This window comes from Pleomorphomonas diazotrophica, from assembly GCF_002844595.1.
GTDB classification, from domain to species: Bacteria; Pseudomonadota; Alphaproteobacteria; order Rhizobiales; family Pleomorphomonadaceae; genus Pleomorphomonas; species Pleomorphomonas diazotrophica.
This window is the reverse complement of record NZ_PJNW01000007.1, coordinates 32,772-56,582: the sequence shown is the minus strand read 5'-3', so window position 1 is coordinate 56,582 and position 23,811 is coordinate 32,772. Positions and strand designations below refer to the sequence as shown.

The window sequence follows — 23,811 nt, the reverse complement described above, 5'->3', positions numbered from 1 at the left end:
GAGGAGCCTTGCAAGCGCTGAAATGCCAGACGCCGGTCTTTCCTATCGTGCCGCCGTATCGAAGTTTTCCGCGCTGACCGTGCTGGTGGCCGGCGACTTCATGCTCGACCGCTTCATCCATGGCAAGGTCAACCGCGTGTCGCCGGAGGCACCCATTCCGGTGCTGAGCCACGGCCGCGACAACGTGATGCTGGGCGGGGCGGGCAACGTGGTGGCCAACGTCGCAGCCCTGGGCGGCCGGGCCGTGCCGGTGACGGTGATCGGCGACGACGAGGCCGGCGTGCAGCTGCGGCGCCTGTTCGACGCCCGCCGCGTCAGTCATGACGGAATCATCTCCAGCGCCGCCCGCAGCACCACCCGCAAGACGCGCTTCGTGGCGCAGCAGCAGCAGCTTCTCCGCTTCGACGAGGAGGTGGTGGCAGAGCTCACCGAGGCCGACCGGCGGGCAGTGGTCGCCGCCTTCGCCGCCGAACTGCCGCGCGCCGACATCGTCATCCTCTCAGATTATGGCAAGGGCGCGCTCGCAGGCGGCGTCGCGGCCGAGCTGATCGCCCTCTGCCGCGCCGCCGGCAAGCCGGTGCTGGTCGACCCCAAGGGCAAGGATTACGGCATCTATCGCGGCGCCACGGCGGTGACGCCCAACCGCAAGGAACTCGGCGAAGCCACCGGTCTGCCGACCGGCTCGGACGCCGAGGTCGAGGCGGCCGGACGCCTGCTGCGCGAGACCTGCGCGCTCGACTTCGTGCTCGCCACCCGCAGCGAAGAGGGCATGAGCGTCGTCGAGGCGGGGCGGACGCTGCACATGCCGACCAAGGCGCGCGCCGTGTTCGACGTCTCGGGCGCCGGCGACACGGTGATCGCCGCCTTCGCGCTGGCGCTCGCCGCCGGCTGCGCCACCGACATGGCGGCCGAAATCGCCAATGCGGCCGCCGGCATCGTCGTCGGCAAGCCGGGCACCGCCCAGACCGATCCGGACGAACTTCTCGGCAGCCTTTCGGCGACCGACCGTTCGGACGGGCCGTCGGACCGCGTGGGCATCGCGCGCCTCGCGGCGGCCTGGCGGGCGGAAGGCCTCAAGGTCGGCTTCACCAACGGCTGTTTCGACATCCTGCATGTCGGCCATGTCGCTCAGCTCGAGGACGCCAAGTCGCGCTGCGACCGGCTGGTTGTCGGCCTCAACACCGACGCCTCGGTGAAGCGCAACAAGGGCGAGGGCCGCCCCGTCAACAACGAGGACGATCGGGCGCGGCTGCTCCTGGCGTTGAAGGCGGTGGACGCGGTGGTGCTGTTCGACGAAGAGACGCCGCTCGACCTCATCAAGGCGGTGATGCCCGACCTCTTGGTGAAGGGCGCCGATTATACGGTGGACCGGGTGGTGGGCGCCGATTTCGTGCTGTCGCGGGGGGGCGAGGTGCATCTGTCGCCGATCGTCGCCGGGCGCTCGACCACCGCCACGCTGAAGAAGATCGTTTCGCTTGGATAAGAGGGGTTGGTCGCATGGCCGGACTGCAGGACTACCTTGAGACCTCCATCGAGGGGCTGGCGGCGCTCAAAGCGCATGACCTCTCGGGCGCCGTCGATCGGGCTGTCGATATCATCGTCGCCGCGCTTGGTGCCGGCAAGCCGATGCTGGTCTGCGGCAACGGCGGATCGGCCGCCGACGCCCAGCATATCGCCGGCGAACTGGTCGGCCGGTTCCTCAGGGAGCGCAAGGCCTACAACGTCATCGCCCTCGGCACCGACACGGCGGTGGTGACGGCCTGGAGCAACGACTACTCCTACGAGAGCCTGTTCGCCCGCCAGGTGGAGGCGCATGGATCGCAAGGGGCGGTGCTGCTCGCCATCTCCACCTCGGGCAACTCCAAGAACGTGCTGGCCGCCGCCGAGATGGCGCGCCAGCTGGGCATGACGGTGATCGCGCTGACCGGTGAGGGCGGCGGCAAGCTGATGCCACTCGCCGACGTGCTGCTCGACGTGCCCTCGCGCTTCACGCCGGTGATCCAGCAGGGCCATCTCTGCCTCTATCATTACCTCTGTGGCGCCATCGAGGATCGTCTCGCGGGGGCGGCATGAGCCGCCGGGCGGTCAACGACCCACGGCTGTCAGGCGACGATCCGGGCCTCTGGATCGAGGCGCCGGAAGATGCCGCGCGCTTCGCCGGCCGGCCCGCGCTGTTCCTCGACCGCGACGGCGTCATCAACGAGGACACCGGCTATCCCTCGCGGCCCGAGCATATCCGCATTCTCGAGGAGATCGTCGAGCCGATCCGGCGGGCCAACGCGGCCGGCTGGCCGGTGGTGGTGGTCACCAACCAGTCGGGCGTGGCCCAGGGTCTGTTCGGCTGGGACGATTTCGCCGAGGTGACCGCCCATATCGACGCGGAGATGGCGTCGCGCGGCGCCCGGCTCGATCTGGTGCTGGGCTGCGGCTATTACGGCAACGGCTGGCCGCCGCTCAATGTCGCCAGCCATCCCATGCGCAAGCCCAACTCGGGCATGTTCCTCGAAGCAGGGCGGCTCACGGGCCTCGATTTCAAGCGCTCGCTGATGGTCGGCGACCGGGATACCGATTTTCAGGCGGCGATCGGCGCCGGCCTGTCGCAGCTGTTCTCGCCGGCCTCCGACTATGTCGGCCTGCGCCTTGCGCCGATGGTCGAGCCGGTGCGGCCGCTCGGCAACATCCTCGCTGCGATCGCCGGCTGAGCTGACCGGCGGCCGTGCCGCCACAGACGGTATCGCGGAAGAGCCTGCGAATCAGCGTCCGGCAAGGTTCGTCCGGCCGGCAACATCATGGGCGGTCGCCGCGTGGCTCTGATGGCTTTTGAATCACGCCGGCGGTCTGTGGCCAGCGGAAAAGGCGGGTGGCGCGGGAGGCATGTCCCGCGCCGTTGCGCTTACCGGAATACCACGTCCAGGATCTCGTAGCCGCGGGCACCGCCCGGAGCGGCGACTTCGATCTGGTCGCCGACCGACTTGCCGATCAGGGCGCGGGCGATGGGCGAGGAGATGGAGATGCGGCCGCCCTTCACGTCGGCCTCGGCGTCACCCACGATCTGGTAGGTCTTCTCTTCCTCGGTGTCCTCGTCGACGAGCTTCACCGTGGCGCCGAACTTCACCGTCTTGCCGGTGAGCTTGGCGATATCGATGATCTCGGCGCGGGACAGCATGTCCTCGAGCTCGGAGATGCGGCCTTCGTTGTGGCTCTGCTGCTCCTTGGCCGCGTGATATTCGGCGTTCTCGGAGAGGTCGCCATGGGCGCGCGCTTCGGCGATCGCCGCGATGATGCGAGGCCGTTCCTCGGATTTGCGCCGCTGCAGCTCGCTCTCCAGAGCGGCATGCCCACCGGCGGTCATCGGGATCTTGTCCATCGGTCTCAAGGCCTTTCAAAAAATCACAGCGCCCGGCGCCAAAGGCACCGGGCCGCGATGTTTCCTGTGCCGCCGTATGGAGGCTCCTCCCGGAACCCTGTCGGCGACTCTGTGACACGGGCGGGCCGCTCTTGGGCATCCGCTTTCTCCGAAAAGTCTTCAACTTTTCGGGCGGATGTGTAGCGACCCACCAATTCCGTCCTATCCGGCTTAGCCGAAGTAGGATTGCAGCGGGCGAACCTCGCGAACGCCGGAGGACCAGGCTCCGATGCCGCGCGCCGCTGCGATCGACCCCGCCAAGGTGGTATAATACGGGACTTTCTGCAAGAGGGCAGCGCGGCGCAATGAACGACTATCGGCCAGCGCCTGGGCGCCGTCGGTCGTGTTGAACACCAGCTGCACCTCGCCGTTGTTGATGGCGTCGACGCAGTGCGGCCGGCCCTCGCGCACCTTCTTGGTGAGAACGGCGGGTATGCCGTGCTCGACCAGGTACTCATGCGTGCCGGCGGTGGCGATCACCTTGAAGCCGATCTCGACGAGGCCGCGCACCGATTCGAGGATGCGCGGCTTGTCGGCGTCGCGCATGGAGACGAACAGCGTGCCGGCGGTCGGCACCTTGGTGCCGGAGCCGAGCTGCGCCTTGGCGAAGGCCACCGAGAAATTGCGGTCGAGGCCCATCACCTCGCCGGTCGAGCGCATCTCCGGGCCGAGCACCGTGTCGACGCCGGGGAAGCGGGCGAAGGGGAACACCGCCTCCTTCACCGCCACATGGCCAAGCTTCTGTTCCTCGAGCTTGAAGGTATCCAGCGTCTCGCCGGCCATGACGCGGGCGGCGATCTTGGCCACCGGCTTGCCGATGGTCTTGGCGACGAAGGGCACCGTGCGCGAGGCGCGCGGGTTGACTTCCAGGATGTAGATGGCGCCGTCCTTCACTGCATACTGGACGTTCATCAGGCCGACGACATCGAGCGCCAGGGCGAGCTTGCGGGTCTGGCGCTTCAGCTCCTCGACGGTGGCGGCCGGCAGCGAATAGGTCGGCAGCGAGCAGGCCGAGTCGCCCGAGTGGATGCCGGCCTCCTCGATATGCTCCATGACGCCGGCAACGAACACCTCCTTGCCGTCGGAGAGGGCGTCGACGTCCACCTCGATGGCATCCGACAGGTAGCGGTCGAACAACAGCGGGCTCTTGCCGAGCACCATGTTGATCTGGCCGGTCTTGTCGTTGGGGTATTGCGCCTTGACGTCGGCCGGCACCAGCGCCGGCAGCGTGCCGGAGAGGTAGGCGTCGAAGCCCGCCTCGTCGCGGATGATCTCCATGGCGCGGCCGCCCAGCACGTAGGACGGGCGGACCACCAGCGGGAACTTCAGCTCGTTCGCCACGAGGCGCGCCTGCTCGATGGAATAGGCGATGCCGTTCTTGGGCTGCTTGAGGCCCAGCTTGTCGAGAAGGCGCTTGAAGCGGTCGCGGTCCTCGGCGAGGTCGATGGCGTCGGGCGAGGTGCCGAGGATGGGGATGCCGGCGCGCTCCAAGGTGTCGGCGAGCTTCAGCGGCGTCTGGCCGCCGAACTGGACGATGACGCCGGCGAGCGTGCCGTTCTGCTGCTCGACGCGCAGGATCTCCAGGACATCCTCGCCGGTCAGCGGCTCGAAATAGAGGCGGTCGGAGGTGTCGTAGTCGGTGGAGACCGTCTCCGGATTGCAGTTGACCATGATGGTCTCATAGCCGGCGTCCGAGAGCGCAAAGCAGGCGTGGCAACAGCAATAGTCGAACTCGATGCCCTGGCCGATGCGATTGGGGCCACCGCCGAGGATGACCGCCTTCTTCTTGTCGGATGGCTGCGCCTCGTCGGCCGGTGCGCCGGCGAAGGGCATCTCGTAGGTCGAATACATGTAGGCGGTGGGCGAGGCGAACTCGGCGGCGCAGGTGTCGATGCGCTTGTAGACCGGGTGGACGCCAAGCCTGTCGCGCAGCGCCTTCACGTCCTCGACCGGCAGATGGGCGAGTTCGGCAAGGCGGGCGTCGGAGAAGCCCATGGCTTTCAGGCGCGTCAGCCAGCCGGCCGTCTCCGGCAGACCGTTCTGGCGGATCTTGCCTTCGGTCTCGACGATGCCGTGGATCTCGCGCAGGAACCACATGTCGATGTGGGAGATGTCGTAGATCTCCTCCAGCGTGAAGCCGCGGCGCATCGCCTCGGCCACGTGGCGCAGCCGGTCCGGCGTCGGTACGCCCAGGGCGGCGCGGATGGCGCTACGTTCGTCAGTGCCGGCGCCGGAGATCTCGATCTCGTTGAGGCCGGTGAGGCCGGTTTCGAGGCCGCGCAGCGCCTTCTGCAACGATTCCTGGAAGGTCCGGCCGATGGCCATCACCTCGCCCACCGACTTCATGGCGGTGGTCAGGTTGGGCTCGGCGCCGGGGAATTTCTCAAACGCGAAGCGCGGGATCTTGGTGACGACGTAGTCGATGGTCGGCTCGAAGGCGGCCGGCGTGGCGCCGCCGGTGATGTCGTTGGCGAGCTCGTCCAGCGTGTAGCCGACGGCGAGGCGGGCGGCCACCTTGGCGATCGGGAAGCCGGTGGCCTTGGAGGCCAGCGCCGAGGAGCGCGACACGCGCGGGTTCATCTCGATGACGATCATCCGGCCGTCGGCCGGGTTGATGGCGAACTGGACGTTGGAACCGCCGGTCTCGACGCCGATCTCGCGCAGCACCGCGCAGGCGGCGTTGCGCATGATCTGGTATTCCTTGTCGGTCAGCGTCAGCGCCGGCGCCACGGTGATGGAGTCGCCGGTGTGGACGCCCATCGGGTCGACGTTCTCGATGGAGCAGATGATGATGCAGTTGTCGTCGCGATCGCGGACGACCTCCATCTCATACTCCTTCCAGCCGAGCACCGATTCCTCCACCAGCACCTCGTTGGTGGGCGAGGCCTCGACGCCGGACATGACGAGGTCGTAGAGCTCTTCCAGCGTGTAGGCGATGCCGCCGCCGGTGCCGCCCATGGTGAAGGACGGGCGGATGATGGCCGGCAGGCCGGTCACCTTGTAGGCCTTCAGCGCCTGCAGCCGGGCGGTGAGGTTGTATTCCTCGCGCCGGGCCTTCTCGTCGGCGGCCCATTCGCCCTCGAAGGCGGCGAGCGCCTTGGCGCGGGCGTCGTCTTCGGGATGGGCGGCGATGGCGGCCGAGCGGCGCGCCTCGTATTCGGCGCGGAACTGCTGCTTCAGCTGGGAGGTGTTGACGAAGGCGGCCTTCGGCGTGTCGAGGCCGATGCGGGTCATCGCCTCTCGGAACAGCTCGCGGTCCTCGGCCTTGTCGATCGCCTCGGCGGTGGCGCCGATCATCTCGACGCCGTGCTTGTCGAGCACGCCCATCTTCTTCAGGGACAGAGCGGTGTTGAGCGCCGTCTGGCCGCCCATGGTAGGCAGGAGGGCGAGGCGGTCACCCGGCCGCTCGGCGCGCTCGCGCTCGATGATGCGCGCCACCATTTCCGGGGTGATCGGCTCGATATAGGTGGCGTCCGCCATCTCCGGATCGGTCATGATGGTGGCCGGGTTGGAGTTGACGAGGATGATTCGGTAGCCTTCCGCCTTCAGGGCCTTGCAGGCCTGGGTACCCGAGTAGTCGAACTCGCAGGCCTGACCGATGACGATCGGGCCGGCGCCGATGATGAGGATGGTGTCGATATCGGTGCGTCTGGGCATCTTCACTCGCGTGTAAACGCGGCCGGTGCGCGGGGCACCGACCGGGGCGGGCAGCAAGAAGGGTGATCGTCGTTCGGACCGTTGCCGGGCTTATAGATGAAAAGCGCGCGCCCGCAAACCCCGCTCCGCCTCGAATTGGCGGCTTTGTTAGGCAGGTTTGAAATTGGCGCCGGTCAGGGCGGCGTGGAGGCGGACAAGCGGAGGAGTTGCGGTGAAGGACAGCCTGTCGACGATCCGGCGCATTGGCGCCGACGATGTGGAGGCGTTCCGGCGCATCCGCCTGGAAGCGCTGCGCGAGGAGCCCTCGGCCTATGCCAGCAGCTACGAGGATTGGGCCGGCTTGACGGACGAGGAGTGGCGCAACCGAATGAGCGAGCCGGTTGTCGTGGCCTTCCGGGGTGATGAGCCGGTGGGATTGATGGGCCTCATGCGGCAGCGGTCGAGCAAGATGCTCCACCGCGCCAGCATCGTCATGGTCTATGTGCGCAAGAGCCAGCGCGGCACCGGCGTGGCGGACAATCTCATCGAAGCGATCATCGAAGAGGCGCGTGCCATGGGCATCGTGCAACTGGAACTCGCCGTCACCGCCGATAACCGGCCGGCGGTGCGCTTCTACGAGCGCATGGGCTTCGTTCCGATCGGCCGCGTTCCCGGCGCCCTTATGCATGAGGGCCGGGAGTTGGACGACCTCATGATGGCGCGGCGCATTGGCTGAGGTTGGGGGAGTATCGCGCTCCAGATGCTCAGGGAGCCTGATACATCCCTCGTCACCTTCTCGTCACGAGGTCCTCGCCTGCGCGAGGATGACAGATTTATACAAACGAAAACAGTTATATAGGTCTGTCATCCTTGCGAAAGCGAGGACCTCAGGAAGGATGGGCGAGGGGTTTATATCGGTCGCGACCGCATTGATGCGGCCTGCCGAACCGCTGCAATACCGCGATGCATGTGGGCCGTCCCACGCTCGCCGCCTACCCGGCAGCCTTCGGCTCGCCCGCTTCCCTGCCGTCGAAATCGCGGACGCCCTGGCTGATGGCCCAGCAGGCGAGGCGCACGTGCTTGGGGATCGACACCCGCCGACCGCCGCGCTCGCCCCGCTCGTAATACTGGATCATTCTCCGCTTGAGGCCGAGGTGTTGCGCCGCCTCGTCCTGCGTCAGGCCCTGGCGCTGCCGCCAGGCGCGAAACGTCTCTGCGTCCATGAAGCTTCCACACCCTCACAACCCGGAGGAGAAAGTGCCTCAAGCCGGGCGATTTGTCCACCGTGCCGAAGCCGCGCCGGCAAAGCAATCCGGGTAGGTCGGGGGCTGCCCGGTAGACGATTCCAACTGTTCAGCTTGTCGATTCTGCTGCCATGAAACGGCAGTGGCCGGCCTTAGGTTCGGCGGCGGCACAGTTGGAGGCCGTATATGGACGCCCTCGAAGACTTCATCATCCGCGCCAAGGCGGCGACCTATGCCGGCGACGGCGCGCCGGCCGTGAGTAGCCGGCCCGCTTCGCACGATCTCGCTTTCGCCGACGGCGATTTCCGCTATCTCGACAGCTATTTCGGCGGCACCGATTTCTCCGGCCAGGAGGTGGTCTGGCAGGGCGACCACGTGGTATGGGCGATGGGCTACCACGGCCGGGTGCTGCGCGACGACCTGATCACCGGCGCCGAGGCCGGCGCCACCATCAAGGCGGCGCTGACCGCGCTCTATGGCGAGCATCGCTTCTTGGGCGGCTTCCGCTTCCGCCTCAACGGCCACGACTACATCGATATTGCCGACGGCGACTACCGCGCCTTCTTCGGCTTCGAGGAGATCAGGGTGCGCGATGTCCGCGCCTATGGGTTGCGCTATTTTGGCGGACTGATCCGGAATTGATAGCGCTTTCATTGAATCACTGAACGGCGCCCAGAGTTCATGGAAACGCCGCTCAACTGTCATCGAAACGATAACCAGCCTCCCTAGCGTCCGTGATCGAGCCATTCCTTCCTGAGGGAAGAACGGACCGTTTCATTCAAAGATACTGGGGAGTGCGCCATGAACCGCCGTGAATTTCTGATGGCCAGCGCGGCCGCCAGCCTCGCCGCGTCCACGCGCTTTGCCGCCGCCGCGACGAAGCTCGACCTCTACACCTCATCCGACGCCAACATTTCGGACTTCTTCAGCAACGTGGTGAAGCCGGCCTTCGAGGCCGCCAACCCCGGCGTCGAGCTCAACGTCGTCATCGCCCGTCCGGCGGCGGCGCTCGACGCGGTAGTGCAGCGGGCGCTCGCCGCGCTCGCCAGCAAGTCCGATCCGCAGCTCGACGTCATCGAGCAATATGAGCCGATGCTGCCGGCCGGCGGCATCGAGGCGGGCCTGTGGACCGACTTCCAGAAGGCCGGCCTTGCCAACTATGGCGCCGTCAACAAGCTGGCGATCCAGACGGCCTACGGCCTTCCCTATCGCGGCTCGCAGGTGCTCATCGCCTATGACAGCACCAAGCTGCCGAAGGACAAGGCGCCGAAGACCTTTGCGGACCTCGTCGCCTGGATCAAGGCCAACCCTGGCCAGTTCATCTACAACCGCCCCGACAAGGGCGGCTCGGGCGGCAACTTCATCAACCGCGTCGTGCACGAGGTGTCGGGCCGCGATCCCCAGAAATTCAAGGTCGACAACTTCAACCAGGCCACCGCCGACGAGGTGCTCGCCAAGGCCTGGGCCGTCCTCAACGACATCGCCCCGTCGCTCTACGAGAAGGGTGCCTATACCTCCGGCAACTCCGCCTCGCTGCAACTGCTCGCCCAGGGCGCGGTGACCATGATCCCGGCCTGGTCCGACCAGGTGCTGCAGGCGATCGCCAAGGGCGTGCTGCCGGAGACCACCGGCCTCGTTCAGCTCACCGACCTCGCGCTGTGCGGCGGCTTCTCGCAGGCCGTCGTCCCCACCAACGCCGCCCATCGCGCGGAGGCGCTGAAGTTCGCCGACTTCATGCTGTCTGAGGAAATGCAGACCGCCGTCATCGAGAAGCTGGGTGGCTTCCCCGGTGTCGACTGGTCGACCCTGCCACAGGCGCTGCACGACAAGTATGCCGACGTCATCCCGTCCTCCATCCCGACCTTCCCGTCGGGCGAATGGACCAAGGCGGTGCAGGACGGCTGGTATCGCAACGTCGCCCCCAACATCTCGCGCACCTGATCCTCGCGATGATCGCCGCGCTCCGCTCCGGCGTGGCGGGAGGGAGGCTTTCGGGCCTCCTTCTCGTCGCCCTTCCGGTGGCCTTGCTGATCTGGCTGGTGCTATGGCCGGTGCTGCAGGCCATCGTCGGCACCGTCTACTTCCCCGGCACGGGCTTCAGCACCGCCTCCTACGCCTATTTCTTCACCGACGCCTACAGCCTGCGCAATCTCTGGCTGACGCTCTGGGTCACCGCGCTCACCTCGGTGCTCAGGGTCGCCGTCGCCATGCCGATCGCGCTCTACCTGCGTTTCCGTAGCGGCCCCGTCGCCGCGCTGGTGCAGGCGCTGGCGCTGTTTCCGATGTTCGTGCCGTCGGTCCTGGTGGCCTATGCCTTCATCCGCGTGCTCGGCCCCAACGGCATCGTCGACACCATCCTCGTGGCGCTGCACCTGCCCAAGCTCGCGAGCCCCTATCTCACGCCGGCCGGCCCGATCATCGGCCTCGTCTGGGACGGGCTGCCGCTGACGCTCCTGCTGCTGCTCTCCGGCCTCGGCCGCGTCTCCATCGCCTCGGTGGACGCCGCCCGCGACCTTGGCGCCGGCAGCTTCACGCTGTTCACCCGCATCATCCTGCCGCGCATCCAGAGCTCGATCATCGTGACGCTGGCCTTCAACGTGCTCGGCCTGTTCTCGGCCTTCACGCTGCCCTTCCTGCTCGGCCCGGCCTCGCCGGAGATGATGGGGCCGTACATGCAGCGCACCTTTTCCGACAACGCCGATCCGCTCAACGCCACCACGCAGGCGGTGATCACCTTCGCCTTCTGCGCCGCCTTCGGCCTCATCTACGTGCGCGCCATCGCCAAGGGCAGAAAGGCGCCGGCATGACCGATCTCGCCACGCTGCCGCCCAGCGGCGCCCTGCAAGCCCAGCAAAAGCGGGTGCGACGGCGCGCCCCGGTCGACTGGACCGGCTTCGCCTTCCTCATCGGCCTCGCGGTGGTGATCCTGCTGCCGCTCGTCGTCACCGCCGTCTGGGCCTTCGCCGAAGTCTGGCGCTTTCCGGCCATCCTGCCGCAGCGCGTGGGCCTCGGCTACTGGCAGGAGACGCTGTCGCGCCAGGACGTCTGGCAGGCGCTCTGGCTGTCGCTCCGCATCACCACCACGGTGACGGTGATCTCGGCGGTCATCTGCTTTCCGGCCGCTTATGCCTTCGCCCGGCTGGACTTCCCCGGCCGCAACATGCTGTTCCTTGCCTTCCTCTCCGTGCAGGCCTTCCCGAAGTTCGGCCTGATCATCGCCACGGCGACCATCTTCCTGACGCTCAACCTCATCGGCACCTTCTGGGGCGTGGTGCTGATCCAGTTGGTGGGCACGCTGCTCTACATGATCTGGATCCCGGTTTCCGCCTTCCAGGGCGTCGACCGGCGACTGGAGGAGGCGGCACGCGACGTCGGGGCCGGGCCGATGCGGGTGTTCTGGTCGATCACCCTGCCGCAGGCCTTGCCGACCCTGGCGGCCGCCATCCTGATCACCTTCGTCAACACCTTCTACGAGACCGACGCCGCCTGGCTGATCGGCCTGCCCAACGTGCGCACCATGCCGATGGTGATGATCGCCTTCATCAACAACGCCCTCGAAGTCCAGTATGGCGCGGTGTTGTTCGTCTTCCTCTGGGTGCCGTCCTTCCTGTTGATGCTGGCGGCCCGCCGGGTGATGGGCGCCGATGCATTCGCCAAGGGCCTCGGCGGCTGAGCCTGACCCAAAACTCTACTGGGGCGGGCACCTAGCTTCGCTTTCTGCGCTTCCGGTGCTCACGAACCTCAAGTTCGCTCCGCTCCGGTTCTCGAAACCATCGCCATCTGCCTCGCCCCAGCGAGTTTCGGATCAGGCTCTCTCAGGACGTTTCCCATGGCTCAGGTTCGTTTGAGCGGCATCGCCAAGGCATTCGGCAAGGTCACGGCGCTCGACGCCATGGACCTCGTGATCGAGGACGGCGAACTCGTCTGCCTGCTCGGCCCGTCGGGATCGGGCAAGTCGACGCTGCTCCGGCTCATCGGTGGCTTCGAGACGCCGAGCGAGGGGACGATCGCCATCGACGGCGTCGACGTCACCCGTCTGCCGCCGGAGCGGCGGCCGACGGCCATGGTGTTCCAGAGCCACGCCCTCTGGAGCCACATGACGGTCCACGGCAACATCGCCTTCGGGCTGAAGCTGCGCCGCCTGCCCAGGGCGGAGATCCGCGAACGCGTCGAGCGGGTGCTCGATCTCGTCGGCCTCTCCGGCTATGGCGCGCGCCTGCCGAGCCAGCTCTCCGGCGGCCAGCAGCAGCGCGTGGCGCTCGCCCGCTCCCTGGTGATCGAGCCGAAGATCCTGTTGCTCGACGAGCCCTTCGCCAGCCTCGACCAGCACCTCCGCGAACGGCTGCGCGACGAGGTGCGCGACATCCAGCAGCGCCTCGGCATCACCGCCGTCTTCGTCACCCACGGCCAGGACGAGGCGCTGGCCATTTCCGACCGCATCGTGGTGCTGGCCGACGGGCGCATGCAGCAGGTCGGCCGGCCCGGCGAGATCTACGCCGAGCCGAAGACCGCCTTCGTCGCCGGCTTCATCGGCGCCATGAACATGCTGGACGGCACGCTCGCCGACGGCGAGATCGCGGCGGGCGGCTTGAAGCTCCCGGCCGAGGGCAGCGGTCCGGCGCGCCTCGCCATCCGCCCCGAGGACATTGCGCTCTCCGAACCCGAGGAGGGCCGCATGGTGACGGTGCGGCGGATGATCGACTTCGGCTCGCATGTGGTGGTCGACAGCACGCTTGCCGACGGCACCCACCTGCGCGTCCAGACCGACAAGGCCGTGCGCGTCGAGGCCGGCGAGCGGGTCGGCATCCGCGTCGAGCGCTGGACGGTGTTCGCGGAGGGCGAGGAGCCGCGCCGCTACCGCTCCGACACGGTGCGCTCCTTTCGGGACGTCCGCTATGCATGACATGCACGATCTCGACGAGCCCGGCCTCGACCTCTACCGGGCCGGCCACCGCACCCGCCTCAAGTGGCACATGGGGCGGCGCGTCCGTTCCGACGTGCCGTTCACGCCCAGCCGGGCGCGGGAGGCGATGGCGCTGGGCGCCAGTTTCGAGGTGGACCTCAACCGGCATGCCGGCGCCGGTTTCGTGGTGCTGCATGACGAGACGCTCGACCGCGAGACCGACGGCCACGGGCCGGTGGCGGAGGCGGGGCCGGACGAGCTCAGGCGGCTGAAACTGCGCCGTCCCTCCGGCGAGATCACCGACGAGCGGGTGCTGCTGCTCGACGATCTCGCGGGGCTGGTGCGGGCCGGCTCGGCCCATCCGGAAACGCTGATCCAGCTCGACCTCAAGGTGGGCGCCGACGTCGTCGACGAGGCCAGCGTTGAAGCCTTCGCGGCGACGCTCATGGACATCGCGCCGCGCTTCATCCTCTCGGGCGGCGACCGCGCGGCGGTGGGCCGGCTCGGCCGGGCGACGGCCGGCCTCAACCTCGGCTTCGACCCCTGCGACGAGGAAACGGTGGCCGCGATCGAGGCGGGCGCCGATCTCGATGCCTTCGTGGCCGACGCGCTCGCCGCCCTGCCGGAGGCGGGCCTCATCTATCTCGACTATCGCGCGGTGCTCGCCGCCGACCGGCGCGGCGTCGACCTGATCGCCGCCGTCCAAGCGGCAGGAAAGCGCGTCGACGCCTATACGCTCGATCTCCACCACCCCGGCGCCGACGCCAGCCTCCGGCGGCTCCTCGAACTCAAGGCCGACCAGATCACCACCAACGAGCCCGACGCTCTGGCGCGTCGGGCGGTGGAGTTGGGGTTGGCGGAGAGAGAACTGGCCTCAGGGTGAAAGAGCGTTTCGAATCCAGCAATCACCTATATCGGTGTCGCGCTCTATCCTGCCTGAGGTCCTCGCCTGCGCGAGGATGACAGATTTATATATAATAAAAACAAATAGATAGATGAACTTCCTTTGCCGTAATGCTGTCCACCCGGGGTTTGACTGAAATGTGCATCTCATGCGCTGCCCAACGCTCGCGGCTTTGAAGCTGGGTGCCGCGCTATATGGCTGTTTTCTCTATATAATGCTGTCATCCTCGCGTAGGCCTCTTGAACTCGCGGGCGAGTTCAAGGTGGACCTCGGGCCGAAAGGGGCTACAGGCTGATATAGCGCTTCCTCACCCCCACCTGCGGGTTTCCGCGACTCCCTATGTCGGCCCGAGGCCCTCTTTCGTCTTCTGCGGCTCGGACACCGCCTCCGCGTCCGCCACGAGCGCGATGATTTCACCCAGCAGGGCGTGCAGATCGTCCCGGTGACCCGTCCGGCTTGCCGGAGAGTCGATGTCGGAGGTCATGACGACCGTCAGCGCCAATGCGGGGACGACATAGACCATCTGCCCGCCGTATCCCCAGCCATACTTGACGTCGTGCCCGCCGATCCGCCTCGAGAACCAGCCATAGCCGTAGCCGTCGCCGGTATATCGGGACGTGGTGCGGCTTTCCCAGGATCGCTCGATCCATTCCCGCGAGATCAGGCGTCGGCCGTCCGGCGTCAGCCCCCCGTTGCGATAGAGTTCGCCGAAGGCCAGAAGCGACCTCGGGCTCATGGACATGAGATTGCCGCCGACATGGATGCCCTGCGGGTCGCGATCCCATCCGGCAATGGAAAACCCCTTGAGGGGTCCCAGCCAGTCGCGCGCCAACGCCAGCGTCGAGCGGCCGGACTTGCGGGTCAGGATCGCCGACAGCAGGTGCGTCGAGCCGGTGGAATAGATCATCCGCCCGCCGGGATCGTCCTCGAAGGGTTGGGCGAGCGCAAACCGCACCCAGTTCCGACTGGCGATCCAAGCCCCGTATCGCGGGCCGGAGGTGGAGCCGAGACCGGCCTGCATCGACAGGAGATTGCCCACGGTGATGCGGGCAAGCCGCGGGTCGGGATCGGCCGGCAGATCCTTCGCCAGGATCGGCGCGATCAACTGGTCGGTGCCCTCCAGCACGCCTTTGTCGATGGCGATGCCGACAAGGGCCGAGATCACCGACTTCGACGCCGACATGATGCTGGTGGGCGCGCCGGGCGAATGGCCGCGATAGCCGCGCTCGGCGACGATGCCTCCGTCACGGGCGATGACGACCGTCTGGAGCGGAGCCATGGACTCTGCACGATCGAGCGCCACCTCCAGCGCGGAACGAAGCGGCTCGTCCGCCAGTGCCGGCGTGGACATGAGCGAAAGGACGGCAACCATCGTTCGTAGCAACATGCGCTCCACTCCGGACATGAGGATGATCAACGGGCGAAACTGCGGTGTCAGGCCGCACCGGCAAGGGACGCTCTGCCCCTGGCGGCGCCAAGCTCCACGCCGCGGTTCGAGCGGCGTCTTGTTCCACGACATGGTGTGAAGGAGGCCCCATCGCAATGATCGTGGCCGTGCGGGCGAGAGATGCCACGCCGCACGGCTGACGATCTTCGCCCAACCAGATCACCACCAGCGAACCCGATGCGGAGGCGCGCGGCAGTGAACCTGGGTTTGGCGAGACTGACTCATAACTAATTGAAATATATATAATTCTGTCATCCCGCGCAGGCGGGGACCTCAGGACAAGAAATCTCTTCGGCCTATATCACGCTCCCCAACGGAGGGAGCCTGATATCACCCGCTCGCCCTACCTTCCTGAGGTCCCCGCCTGCGCGGGGATGACAGCTTGATAGAAATGGGCGCTGCGCTATCCAATTGTTTCATTTATATAATTCTGTCATCCCTGCGCAGGCGGGGACCTCAGGACAAGAAATCTCCTAGGCCTGTATCACGCTCCCTCTTCAGGTCTCCTTACTGCGTGAATCGCTCCACCAGCCACGGGTGAACGGCCGGCGTCGCGGCCAGCACGGCGCCGGTCTCGGGAATGGCGGCGCCGTCGAAGCCGCTCACCAGGCCGCCGGCTTCCTCGACGATCAAGACGGAAGCCGCATAGTCGTGTGGCGACAGGCCGTCCTCGAAGAAGGCATCGTGCCTGCCCGCCGCCACATAGGCGATGGAGAGGGCCGCCGAGCCCATCCGCCGCATGGCGGCGGCATGGTCCATCACCTCCATCAGCACCGCGCGGTAGCGGTCGACCGGGACCGACCGCACCTGGCCGGGGATCGGCAGGCTGGCGCCGATCACCGCGTGGTCGATGTCGCGGTCGATACGGACGGTCAGCGGCACCCCGTCGAGAAAGGCGCCCTTGCCACGCTCGGCGCAGAACAGTTCGTCGCGCATGGGATCGTAGACAACGCCGGCGTCGATGCGATCGCCGTTGAGCAGCGAGATCACCACCCCGAAGAAGGGGATGCCCCAGGCAAAGTTGGTGGTGCCGTCGATCGGGTCGATCAGGAAGCGCGGCGCGTCGGGGCCACGGTCGCGGTTGCCGGCCTTTTCCTCGCCGTCGATCGACCAGCCAGGAAAGGCCGTGCCGAGCGCCGTGGCGATGGCTGCCTCCACCGCCACGTCGGCGGCGGTCACATAGTCGCGGGCCGCCTTCTCGTCGATCCTGGTCTGGCCCGATGCCACGAAATGGCGGCGGGCGAGGTCGCCGCCCAGGCGGGCGGCGGCGATCATGGCGGCAAGCAGCGGGGAGGCGGCAGCGATCTCGGGCATGGGGCGGACTCAAGGGTTGAAGCGCAAGCGCCCTACATGCGCCGAAGAGACGACAGTTCCATGTCAACCGGGACTGGAACTGACGCCTCGCTGTGCTGTTATATCCCGGAAAGCACGGAGGGCCGGGCATGCTGTGGAAGGGGCGTCGCCAGAGCGACAACATCGAGGACGTGAGAGGCCGCGGCGGTGGATTTTCCGGTGGTGGCCTGCGCTTTCCGGGCGGCGGCTTCCCGGGCGGCGGCCGGCGCGGTGGCGGTGGCCTCTCCATCGGCGGGCTGATCGTCGTCGGCCTCATCCTTTGGTTCCTTGGCATCAACCCGCTGGTGCTGCTCGACGGCAACATGGGCGGCTCCACCTATGATACCTCCACGGCCGTCGAGCGGCCGCGCGCCGGCGAGCCCGACGAGATGCGCGACTTCGTCGCCACCGTGCTCGGCGACACCGAGGAAATCTGGACGGAGATCTTCAAGGCGGAAGGCAAGCGCTATCAGGCGACGCCGCTGGTGCTGTTCTCCGGCCAGACCCGGTCGACCTGCGGCTTTGCCAGTGCGGCGAGCGGACCGTTCTACTGCCCTGGTGACGGCAAGATCTACATCGACCTCGCCTTCTATGACGAACTGCGCCAGAAGTTCGGCGCGCCCGGCGATTTCGCCCAGGCCTATGTGATCGCCCATGAGGTCGGCCATCACGTGCAGGACCTCGTCGGCCTGTTGCCGGCCTTCAACGAGCGGCGCCAGCAGCTCGACCAGGGCGACGCCAACGCGCTGTCGGTGCGGGTCGAGCTCCAGGCCGACTGTTACGCCGGCATCTGGGGCCATTACGCCGAGAAGAAGGGCTTTCTCGAGCGCGGCGACCTCGAGGAAGCGCTGAACGCCGCCACTCAGATCGGCGACGACGCCATCCAGAAGCGGACGCAGGGCTATGTGGTGCCGGAGAGCTTCAACCACGGCTCCTCGGCCGAGCGCAAACGCTGGTTCAAGATCGGCTTCGACACCGGCGACATGGAGTCCTGCGACACCTTCTCCAGCGCGCGTCTTTAACGCTTCGCGACCGGACCGCCACAGGGCGGCGTCCCGACCCCGGTAATGTCCGTGGTCGGGGACGCCGCCGTGCGTCCAATTGACGCTGCCGGTGATAGTTGGTACATAGATACACATGTACCAACTAAGGAGATAGCAATGGCCGGCATGGTCGTGGAGCGGGTGCAGACGGGCATCCGCATTGAAAAACGCATCCTGAAGGTGCTGAAGGCGCTGGCGGAACATGGCGACATGACGCTGGGCGATCTCGTCGAGGGCATCGTGCTGCATGCCTTCGAGGGCAGGTCGCCGTTTTCGCCCGCCCATCTCGAGGTGATCGCCCAGCTCAAGGCCATCTACGGCCTCGATCTCGACGCCAGCGCCAGCCACAAGCTGACCGAACGCGGGGAGAACGGACATGACTGACGTAACGCTCGACGCCCGGCGGGGCGGCTTCCCCTTCGTGCTTGCCACCGCCTTTCTCGACGCTGCCGGCTTCGGCATGGTGCTGCCGGTGTTGCCGGCGCTGATCGCCTCGCTCACCGGCGAGGGCATGGGCGCGGCGGCGGTCGAGGGCGGCCGGCTGACCTTCGCCTACGCGGCCATGCTGTTCCTGTTCTCGCCGCTGATCGGCGGTCTGTCCGATCGTTTCGGCCGGCGGCCGCTCTTGATCCTGGCCATCGCCAGCTTCGCGCTCGACAACCTGATCTGCGCCCTGGCGCCGTCGCTCGCCTGGCTCTATCTCGGCCGCATCCTCTCTGGCATCTCCGGCAGCACCGGCCCGGTGATCGGCGCCTATATCGCCGACACCACGGCGCCCGACGACCGCGCTGCCCGGTTCGGACGCGTCGGCATGGCCTTCGGCGCCGGCTTCATGCTGGGTCCGGCGCTGGGTGGCCTCGTCGGCGAGCTGTCGCCGCGAGCGCCCTTCCTGGTCGCCGCACTGCTGGCCCTCGTCAATGCCTGTGTCGGCTGGGCCTTCCTGAAAGAAAGTCTGCCGGTCGAGCGGCGGCGCCTGCTCGATCTCGCCAAGGCCAATCCCTTCGGCGCGTTGCGGTTCATTGCCGGTGCTGCCGGCATCGGCCTGCCGATCGTCGTGCTGGTGCTGATGCAGGTGGCCCACGACTCGCTGCCGGCCGTCTGGACCTTCTCGCTGAAGGAGCGCTTCGGCTGGGGCGAGCGGGAGATCGGCCTGACGCTGACGCTGGTCGGCGTGGTGATGACGGCGGTGACCGGCTTCGTCGTCGGCCCCACGGTGAAGCGCTTCGGCGAGCACGGGGCCGCGATGGTGGGGCTGATGGTGGCCGGCATCGGCTTCCTGGGCTTTGCCTTCGCAACGTCCGGCCTCACGATCACCCCATTCATCGCCGGCTTCGCCTTCATCGGCATCGTCGGGCCGTCGCTCACGGCCATGATGAGCCGGCGCGTCTCCGCTGAACGGCAGGGCGAGCTGCAAGGGGCGATCGGCGCGGTCAAGGGTATAACCATGGCGCTGGCGCCCATTCCGATGACCGAGCTGTTCGGCTACTTCACCTCGGATGCCGCGCCGGTTCGCTTCGCCGGCGCGCCGTTCCTGCTGTCGGCCGTGCTGATGGGGATCGCGCTGGTGGTGATCGGCTGGGATCGGCGGGTGCGACGATGATTATACAATAGAAACAAATACATAATATACCTTCCTCTGCGCAGGCAGAGGATCTCAGGCCGAAAAGAACGAAGGGTTGATATAGAGCACCCTGGCGGTTCTCGAAGCGCTATATCGGCGGCTCGCTCTATCCTGCCTGAGGTCCTCGCCTGCGCGAGGATGACAGAATTATATATATGAAACAAATACTTAAATGTTTTTTGCGGAGCTCTTCAGTAATTAAGGTGTCAACTATCAGTTGACATTTGAAAGCTAATTGCTTACATTGCATCATGATCAGGACGTTCAGGAACAAGGCGCTGGCCGAACTGTTCGAGACGGGACAATCGGCCAAGATCGATGTGAAGATGCGAAAGCGCATCCTCCTGCGGCTCGATCGTCTCGATGCCGCGCAACGGCCTGAGGACATGAACCTGCCTGGGTTCGACTTTCACGCCCTGAACGGCTTCAACCCAACCCGCTACACGGTCCATGTCAACGGACCGTGGTGCATCACCTTCGAGTTCGATGGGCAGGATGCCACCCGCGTCGATTTCGAGCAGTATCACTGAGAGGGTCGAGATGACCGAGTATATCGCCAAGCGGGGCGCCGATCGGTGCCCGAGCCATCCGGGTGCGCTCCTGGACGAGATCATCCCGGCGACCGGCAAGACCAAGGTGGAGATCGCCTCCTTGCTAGGGATCTCCCGGCAGCAGCTTTACGACATCATCGGCGAGCGCAAGCCCGTCTCGCCGCAGATGGCGGCCCGCCTCGGCAAGTTGTTCGGGGATGGGGCCGGCGTCTGGCTGCGCATGCAGGCTGCCCACGATGCCTGGAAGGCCGAACATGAGGTCGATGTTTCGTCCATCCCGACGCTCAAGGTGGCCTGAGACCCACCGCAGCTAGCCCAAACAAAAACCGGCCCCTTCGGGCCGGCTCGTCGTCCGTCTATCGTTCGCATCACGCCCGCTCGGGCACCGGCGCTTCGCCCTTCTTCTCGCGGATCAGGTTGACGAAGCGCTTGAAAAGATAGTGGCTGTCCTGCGGGCCGGGCGAGGCTTCCGGGTGGTACTGCACCGAGAAGGCCGGCTTGTCTTTCACGCGCAGGCCGCAGTTGGAGCCGTCGAACAGCGACACGTGGGTCTGCTCGACATTGTCCGGCAGGCTGTCAGGGTCGATGGCGAAGCCGTGGTTCATCGAGGTGATCTCGACCTTGCCGGTGGTGTAGTCCTTCACCGGATGATTGGCGCCGTGGTGGCCCTGATGCATCTTCATCGTCTTGCCGCCGAGGGCGAGGCCCATCATCTGGTGGCCAAGGCAGATGCCGAAGGTGGGGACGCCCGAGTCGATCACCGCCTTGATGGTGGGAACGGCATAGTCGCCGGTGGCGGCCGGATCGCCGGGGCCGTTCGACAGGAACACGCCGTCGGGCTGGTGGGCGAAGACTTCGTCCGCCGTGGCGGTGGCCGGCAGCACGACGACCTCGCAGCCCTCGTCGACGAGGAGGCGCAGGATGTTGCGCTTGATGCCGAAGTCGAGGGCGACGACCTTGTATTTCTTGTCGATCTGCTGGCCGTAGCCCTTGTTCCAGGCCCAGCTCGCCTCGGTCCAGTCGTAGCTCTGCGGGTTGGTGACCTCGATGGCGAGGTCGAGCCCCTCGAGGCCGGACCACGCCTTGGCCTTGGCCTTCAGCGCCTCGAGGTCGAACTTGCCGTCCGGCGCGTGGGCGATGACGGCGTTGGGCATGCCCTTCTCGCGGATCAGCGCGGTGAGCGCGCGGGTGTCGACGCCGGTGATGCCGATGATGCCGCGCGCCGTCAGCCAGGCGTCGAAGCCCTTCAGCGAACGGTAGTTGGAGGGGTCGGTGACCTCGTCGCGCAGCACCACGCCGCGCACGCCGCTCTCGGCGGCCATGTTGACGGTCTCGATGTCCTCGTCGTTGACGCCGACATTGCCGATATGCGGGAAGGTGAAGGTGACGATCTGGCCGGCGTAGGAGGGGTCGGTGAGGATCTCCTCGTAGCCGGTCATCGCCGTGTTGAAGCAGACCTCGGCCACCGCCTCGCCTCGCGCGCCGATGCCGAAGCCCTCGATGACGGTGCCGTCGGCGAGCACCAGGACGGCGGTGGGCGTGGGTTCCTGCCAGGCGGCGGTGGTCATGGCGGACGCTCCTTTGGGCTGAAAAGGCATCGCGGATCGATGCGAAGGCGCACCGAAAGGCCGGCGCGGCGGGCCGCCCGGCATGTCCGTGGCTACATAGGCGACAGGGCCGGCGCCGTCAATGACGGCGGGCGGTCATTCCCCGGTGGTAACAGCCGGTTTTCGGACGAGGCGGCGGAGAAGAGGGCCGGCGATCATCAGGGCGAAGACGGCGATGGGATAGAGGCAGGCCTCGGCGCCCGCGATCCTGAAGGCCTCGGCCGTGCCCGCTCCCTCCGCGAGGGCGGCGAGGCGGGCATTCTGGAAGACGAGGTCGACCACGGCGAAGCCGAGGGCGGCGCCCACCTGCTGGAAGGCCTGCTGCACGCCGGCCGCCGCGCCGTGATCGGCGGAGGGCGAGGCGGCCATCACCGCTCGGAACAGGGCGTTGACCAGCGTGCCCATGCCGAGGCCGCCGAGGCACAGCGTGGCCGCGAAGGCAATCGGCGCGGGTGAGGTGGTTCCGAAAAGAGTGCGGGTTGCCAGCATGCCCAGGACGAACACCAAAGCTCCCAGAGTGAGCTGGCGGTCGATCGGTTGCCCCTTGAGGCGGGCGACGACGAGCGAGGCGGTCAGCACGCCGGACGGGAAGGCGGCGAGCACGGCGCCGGCGATGTCCGGCGGCAGGCCGACGCCGGCTTGCAGGGCTGTGGACATGGCGACGAAGATGCCGGGGCTGGTGGTGAAGACGACGGCGGTCAGCGCCACGGCGCCCACCACCAGTGGCTGGCTGACCAGCGACGCCGGCAGGATCTGCGGCTTGCCCAAGGCGGCGGCGCGGCCGAGATGGCGGCGAAGCAGGAGGGCGATCGGCAGGGCGGCGACGATCGGCAGCGCAATCCAGGCCGGCCAGCCGGCGAGCCGGCCGACGGCGAGCGGCACCACGACGAGAAGAATGGCGAGCGAGAACAGGAGGGTGCCCAGGCTGTCGAAGCCGGCGCGGCTCTTCTCGGTGTCGGGCAGGGTGGGGAAACCGCCCGCGACAATGAGAAGGCCGGCCAGCCCCTGGTAGAGGAAGATCAGCCGCCAGCCGAGCCCGGCAGGGTCGAGCGCCAGCACCGCGCCGCCGAGGATGGGGCTGAGGATGGAACCGCAGGCGGTGGTGGCGATGAAGAGACCGATGCCGCTTGCCGGCCCGCCGGACGGACCGAGCCGGGCGGCCAGCGCCATGGCCTGCGGCAACAGGGCGGCGCCGGCAAAGCCGGCCAGGAGCCGGCTCGCCAAGAGGATGGCGATGGAGGAGGCCAGCGCCATCATGAGGCTGGCGACGACCCAGACGGCCCCGCCGGCGAGCAGTACCTGCCGCCTGCCGACGAGATCGCCGAGCCGGCCGAAGGGCAGCAGCCCCAGGGCGAAGGCCAGCGAGAAGGCGAGCGGCACCAGCGCCAATGTCGTGGGGTCGGGGATGAGGTCGCGGCCGATGGCCGGCAGCGAGATGATCGAGAGGGAAATGTCCATGATGGTCGTGGCGGCGGCGAACAGCGCGAGGGCGAGCGCCAGGCGTGGGCGGCGGACCTCGGGGAACGATGCAGCAGACATGACGGGCCTCGCTGTGATATCTCGAAACTTGATAAGTTACGAATTAGGGCGCGTCAACGGCTCATGTAACTTCTGTTGTTTCGTGATAGGGTCCGAGCGATTCAGGAGGGAACACGATGAGGCACGACGGCCGCCTGTCGCGCATGCTGCACGTGCTGCTCCACATGGAGGAGCAGCAACGCCCGATGACGTCGGAGGAGATCGCCGGCATGCTCGGCACCAACCCGGCGCTGGTCCGGCGCACGCTGGCCGGGTTGCGCGAGGGCGGCTATGTCGTCTCCGAACGCGGGCATGGCGGCGGCTGGATGCTGGGCCGGCCGCTCGCCGAGATGACCTTGCGCGACGTCTATGACGCGGTGGGATCGCCTGAGATCTTCGCGCTGGGCCTTGCCGACGACCAGCCGCAATGCCTCGTCGAACAGGCCGTCAACACGGCGCTGCGCCAGACGCTGGACGAGGCGCGGGCGCTGCTGCTCCGGCGCTTCGCCGAGATCCGCGTGTCCGACCTGCGCGACGACTTCGCCTCCCGCGCCGCCGCGCTGGGTCTCAATGTGGGCTTAAGCTGCGCTGACGCTTGA

23 protein-coding genes are annotated in these 23,811 nt (G+C 67.1%); 16 read left to right on the top strand and 7 right to left on the bottom strand.

The window, feature by feature from the left end; genetic code table 11:
* The first annotated feature begins 22 nt into the window (after positions 1–22).
* Genes rfaE1 through CXZ10_RS10925 form a run of 3 tightly spaced genes read left to right on the top strand, consistent with a single transcriptional unit; the run spans position 23 to position 2,702 of the window.
* Complete coding sequence (rfaE1, locus tag CXZ10_RS10935; protein ID WP_101289198.1) at positions 23–1,483, top strand: D-glycero-beta-D-manno-heptose-7-phosphate kinase; 1,461 nt, start codon at positions 23–25, stop codon at positions 1,481–1,483.
* Between the two features lie 14 nt (positions 1,484–1,497).
* A complete protein-coding gene (locus CXZ10_RS10930; protein ID WP_101289197.1) occupies positions 1,498–2,073 on the top strand; it encodes a D-sedoheptulose-7-phosphate isomerase in 576 nt (191 codons plus the stop codon).
* Positions 2,070–2,702: a D-glycero-alpha-D-manno-heptose-1,7-bisphosphate 7-phosphatase gene (locus CXZ10_RS10925; RefSeq protein WP_101289196.1), complete on the top strand. Its 633-nt coding sequence runs from the start codon at positions 2,070–2,072 to the stop codon at positions 2,700–2,702. The genes CXZ10_RS10930 and CXZ10_RS10925 overlap by 4 nt, the downstream gene beginning before the upstream one ends.
* A 191-nt stretch (positions 2,703–2,893) precedes the next feature.
* On the opposite strand, the gene greA is transcribed toward CXZ10_RS10925, so the two are convergent.
* Together greA and carB are read right to left on the bottom strand one after the other, a co-directional pair.
* On the bottom strand, positions 2,894–3,367 hold the full coding sequence (gene greA / locus CXZ10_RS10920) for a transcription elongation factor GreA (protein ID WP_101289195.1): 474 nt from the start codon (positions 3,365–3,367) through the stop codon (positions 2,894–2,896).
* 210 nt (positions 3,368–3,577) lie between these two features.
* Complete coding sequence (gene carB, locus CXZ10_RS10915; protein WP_101289238.1) at positions 3,578–7,063, bottom strand: carbamoyl-phosphate synthase large subunit; 3,486 nt, start codon at positions 7,061–7,063, stop codon at positions 3,578–3,580.
* Between the two features lie 211 nt (positions 7,064–7,274).
* On the opposite strand from carB, the gene CXZ10_RS10910 reads away from it, so the two are divergent.
* Positions 7,275–7,778 carry a GNAT family N-acetyltransferase gene (locus CXZ10_RS10910; RefSeq protein ID WP_101289194.1) on the top strand — a complete coding sequence of 168 codons (504 nt, stop codon included), beginning with the start codon at positions 7,275–7,277 and terminating at the stop codon, positions 7,776–7,778.
* A 256-nt stretch (positions 7,779–8,034) separates the two neighbouring features.
* On the opposite strand, the gene CXZ10_RS10905 is transcribed toward CXZ10_RS10910, so the two are convergent.
* Positions 8,035–8,265 carry a helix-turn-helix domain-containing protein gene (locus CXZ10_RS10905; protein ID WP_101289193.1) on the bottom strand — a complete coding sequence of 77 codons (231 nt, stop codon included), beginning with the start codon at positions 8,263–8,265 and terminating at the stop codon, positions 8,035–8,037.
* A gap of 207 nt (positions 8,266–8,472) precedes the next feature.
* Between CXZ10_RS10905 and CXZ10_RS10900 the strand changes: the two genes are divergently transcribed.
* The 6 genes from CXZ10_RS10900 (at position 8,473) to CXZ10_RS10875 (ending at position 14,072) form a co-directional block, all read left to right on the top strand.
* Entirely contained in the window at positions 8,473–8,928 is a 456-nt protein-coding gene (locus tag CXZ10_RS10900; RefSeq protein WP_101289192.1) for a DUF5680 domain-containing protein, read from the top strand.
* 159 nt (positions 8,929–9,087) lie between these two features.
* Positions 9,088–10,227, top strand: coding sequence for an extracellular solute-binding protein (locus tag CXZ10_RS10895; RefSeq protein ID WP_101289191.1), 1,140 nt, complete (start codon positions 9,088–9,090; stop codon positions 10,225–10,227).
* An 8-nt stretch (positions 10,228–10,235) separates the two neighbouring features.
* Entirely contained in the window at positions 10,236–11,093 is an 858-nt protein-coding gene (locus CXZ10_RS10890; RefSeq protein ID WP_101289190.1) for an ABC transporter permease, read from the top strand.
* Positions 11,090–11,959 carry an ABC transporter permease gene (locus CXZ10_RS10885; RefSeq protein WP_101289189.1) on the top strand — a complete coding sequence of 290 codons (870 nt, stop codon included), beginning with the start codon at positions 11,090–11,092 and terminating at the stop codon, positions 11,957–11,959. Before CXZ10_RS10890 ends, CXZ10_RS10885 begins: the two co-directional genes overlap by 4 nt.
* A 156-nt stretch (positions 11,960–12,115) precedes the next feature.
* Positions 12,116–13,189 (top strand): ABC transporter ATP-binding protein, encoded by a 1,074-nt coding sequence (locus CXZ10_RS10880; RefSeq protein WP_101289188.1) that lies wholly within the window; start codon positions 12,116–12,118, stop codon positions 13,187–13,189.
* Positions 13,182–14,072 carry a glycerophosphodiester phosphodiesterase gene (locus CXZ10_RS10875; RefSeq protein ID WP_101289187.1) on the top strand — a complete coding sequence of 297 codons (891 nt, stop codon included), beginning with the start codon at positions 13,182–13,184 and terminating at the stop codon, positions 14,070–14,072. The genes CXZ10_RS10880 and CXZ10_RS10875 overlap by 8 nt, the downstream gene beginning before the upstream one ends.
* 358 nt (positions 14,073–14,430) lie before the next feature.
* On the opposite strand, the gene CXZ10_RS10870 is transcribed toward CXZ10_RS10875, so the two are convergent.
* Both CXZ10_RS10870 and CXZ10_RS10865 read right to left on the bottom strand, forming a co-directional pair.
* Positions 14,431–15,480: a serine hydrolase domain-containing protein gene (locus CXZ10_RS10870; RefSeq protein WP_101289186.1), complete on the bottom strand. Its 1,050-nt coding sequence runs from the start codon at positions 15,478–15,480 to the stop codon at positions 14,431–14,433.
* Between the two features lie 567 nt (positions 15,481–16,047).
* Complete coding sequence (locus CXZ10_RS10865) at positions 16,048–16,854, bottom strand: inositol monophosphatase family protein (protein ID WP_101289185.1); 807 nt, start codon at positions 16,852–16,854, stop codon at positions 16,048–16,050.
* A 128-nt stretch (positions 16,855–16,982) separates the two neighbouring features.
* On the opposite strand from CXZ10_RS10865, the gene ypfJ reads away from it, so the two are divergent.
* The 5 genes from ypfJ to CXZ10_RS10840 all read left to right on the top strand — a co-directional run bounded on the left by ypfJ (position 16,983) and on the right by CXZ10_RS10840 (position 20,385).
* A complete protein-coding gene (gene ypfJ, locus CXZ10_RS10860; RefSeq protein ID WP_101289184.1) occupies positions 16,983–17,894 on the top strand; it encodes a KPN_02809 family neutral zinc metallopeptidase in 912 nt (303 codons plus the stop codon).
* Positions 17,895–18,032: 138 nt separating this feature from the next.
* On the top strand, positions 18,033–18,299 hold the full coding sequence (locus tag CXZ10_RS10855) for a hypothetical protein (RefSeq protein WP_101289183.1): 267 nt from the start codon (positions 18,033–18,035) through the stop codon (positions 18,297–18,299).
* On the top strand, positions 18,292–19,515 hold the full coding sequence (locus CXZ10_RS10850; RefSeq protein ID WP_101289182.1) for a TCR/Tet family MFS transporter: 1,224 nt from the start codon (positions 18,292–18,294) through the stop codon (positions 19,513–19,515). The genes CXZ10_RS10855 and CXZ10_RS10850 overlap by 8 nt, the downstream gene beginning before the upstream one ends.
* 272 nt (positions 19,516–19,787) lie before the next feature.
* Complete coding sequence (locus CXZ10_RS10845) at positions 19,788–20,066, top strand: type II toxin-antitoxin system RelE/ParE family toxin (RefSeq protein ID WP_101289181.1); 279 nt, start codon at positions 19,788–19,790, stop codon at positions 20,064–20,066.
* Between the two features lie 10 nt (positions 20,067–20,076).
* Positions 20,077–20,385, top strand: a complete 309-nt coding sequence (locus CXZ10_RS10840; protein WP_101289180.1) for a HigA family addiction module antitoxin — start codon at positions 20,077–20,079, stop codon at positions 20,383–20,385.
* A 70-nt stretch (positions 20,386–20,455) separates the two neighbouring features.
* On the opposite strand, the gene carA is transcribed toward CXZ10_RS10840, so the two are convergent.
* Entirely contained in the window at positions 20,456–21,655 is a 1,200-nt protein-coding gene (carA, locus tag CXZ10_RS10835) for a glutamine-hydrolyzing carbamoyl-phosphate synthase small subunit (protein ID WP_101289179.1), read from the bottom strand.
* Between the two features lie 135 nt (positions 21,656–21,790).
* The gene (locus CXZ10_RS10830) at positions 21,791–23,233 is read right to left on the bottom strand and encodes an MFS transporter (RefSeq protein ID WP_101289178.1); all 1,443 of its coding nucleotides are present in this window, start codon (positions 23,231–23,233) and stop codon (positions 21,791–21,793) included.
* 116 nt (positions 23,234–23,349) lie between these two features.
* Between CXZ10_RS10830 and CXZ10_RS10825 the strand changes: the two genes are divergently transcribed.
* The gene (locus CXZ10_RS10825) at positions 23,350–23,811 is read left to right on the top strand and encodes an Rrf2 family transcriptional regulator (RefSeq protein WP_101289177.1); all 462 of its coding nucleotides are present in this window, start codon (positions 23,350–23,352) and stop codon (positions 23,809–23,811) included.

Excerpts from the sequence above, each read along its gene's own strand:
- CXZ10_RS10890 (WP_101289190.1), top strand. The coding sequence starts at position 10,236 with ATGATCGCCGCGCTCCGCTCCGGCGTGGCGGGAGGGAGGCTTTCGGGC.
- greA (WP_101289195.1), bottom strand. The coding sequence starts at position 3,367 with ATGGACAAGATCCCGATGACCGCCGGTGGGCATGCCGCTCTGGAGAGC.
- CXZ10_RS10830 (WP_101289178.1), bottom strand. The coding sequence starts at position 23,233 with ATGTCTGCTGCATCGTTCCCCGAGGTCCGCCGCCCACGCCTGGCGCTC.
- carB (WP_101289238.1), bottom strand. The coding sequence starts at position 7,063 with ATGCCCAGACGCACCGATATCGACACCATCCTCATCATCGGCGCCGGC.
- CXZ10_RS10930 (WP_101289197.1), top strand. The coding sequence starts at position 1,498 with ATGGCCGGACTGCAGGACTACCTTGAGACCTCCATCGAGGGGCTGGCG.
- CXZ10_RS10840 (WP_101289180.1), top strand. The coding sequence starts at position 20,077 with ATGACCGAGTATATCGCCAAGCGGGGCGCCGATCGGTGCCCGAGCCAT.
- CXZ10_RS10925 (WP_101289196.1), top strand. The coding sequence starts at position 2,070 with ATGAGCCGCCGGGCGGTCAACGACCCACGGCTGTCAGGCGACGATCCG.
- CXZ10_RS10895 (WP_101289191.1), top strand. The coding sequence starts at position 9,088 with ATGAACCGCCGTGAATTTCTGATGGCCAGCGCGGCCGCCAGCCTCGCC.
- CXZ10_RS10885 (WP_101289189.1), top strand. The coding sequence starts at position 11,090 with ATGACCGATCTCGCCACGCTGCCGCCCAGCGGCGCCCTGCAAGCCCAG.
- carA (WP_101289179.1), bottom strand. The coding sequence starts at position 21,655 with ATGACCACCGCCGCCTGGCAGGAACCCACGCCCACCGCCGTCCTGGTG.
- CXZ10_RS10875 (WP_101289187.1), top strand. The coding sequence starts at position 13,182 with ATGCATGACATGCACGATCTCGACGAGCCCGGCCTCGACCTCTACCGG.
- ypfJ (WP_101289184.1), top strand. The coding sequence starts at position 16,983 with ATGCTGTGGAAGGGGCGTCGCCAGAGCGACAACATCGAGGACGTGAGA.
- CXZ10_RS10845 (WP_101289181.1), top strand. The coding sequence starts at position 19,788 with ATGATCAGGACGTTCAGGAACAAGGCGCTGGCCGAACTGTTCGAGACG.
- CXZ10_RS10850 (WP_101289182.1), top strand. The coding sequence starts at position 18,292 with ATGACTGACGTAACGCTCGACGCCCGGCGGGGCGGCTTCCCCTTCGTG.
- CXZ10_RS10865 (WP_101289185.1), bottom strand. The coding sequence starts at position 16,854 with ATGCCCGAGATCGCTGCCGCCTCCCCGCTGCTTGCCGCCATGATCGCC.
- CXZ10_RS10825 (WP_101289177.1), top strand. The coding sequence starts at position 23,350 with ATGAGGCACGACGGCCGCCTGTCGCGCATGCTGCACGTGCTGCTCCAC.
- CXZ10_RS10900 (WP_101289192.1), top strand. The coding sequence starts at position 8,473 with ATGGACGCCCTCGAAGACTTCATCATCCGCGCCAAGGCGGCGACCTAT.
- CXZ10_RS10870 (WP_101289186.1), bottom strand. The coding sequence starts at position 15,480 with ATGTTGCTACGAACGATGGTTGCCGTCCTTTCGCTCATGTCCACGCCG.
- CXZ10_RS10905 (WP_101289193.1), bottom strand. The coding sequence starts at position 8,265 with ATGGACGCAGAGACGTTTCGCGCCTGGCGGCAGCGCCAGGGCCTGACG.
- CXZ10_RS10880 (WP_101289188.1), top strand. The coding sequence starts at position 12,116 with ATGGCTCAGGTTCGTTTGAGCGGCATCGCCAAGGCATTCGGCAAGGTC.
- rfaE1 (WP_101289198.1), top strand. The coding sequence starts at position 23 with ATGCCAGACGCCGGTCTTTCCTATCGTGCCGCCGTATCGAAGTTTTCC.
- CXZ10_RS10855 (WP_101289183.1), top strand. The coding sequence starts at position 18,033 with ATGGCCGGCATGGTCGTGGAGCGGGTGCAGACGGGCATCCGCATTGAA.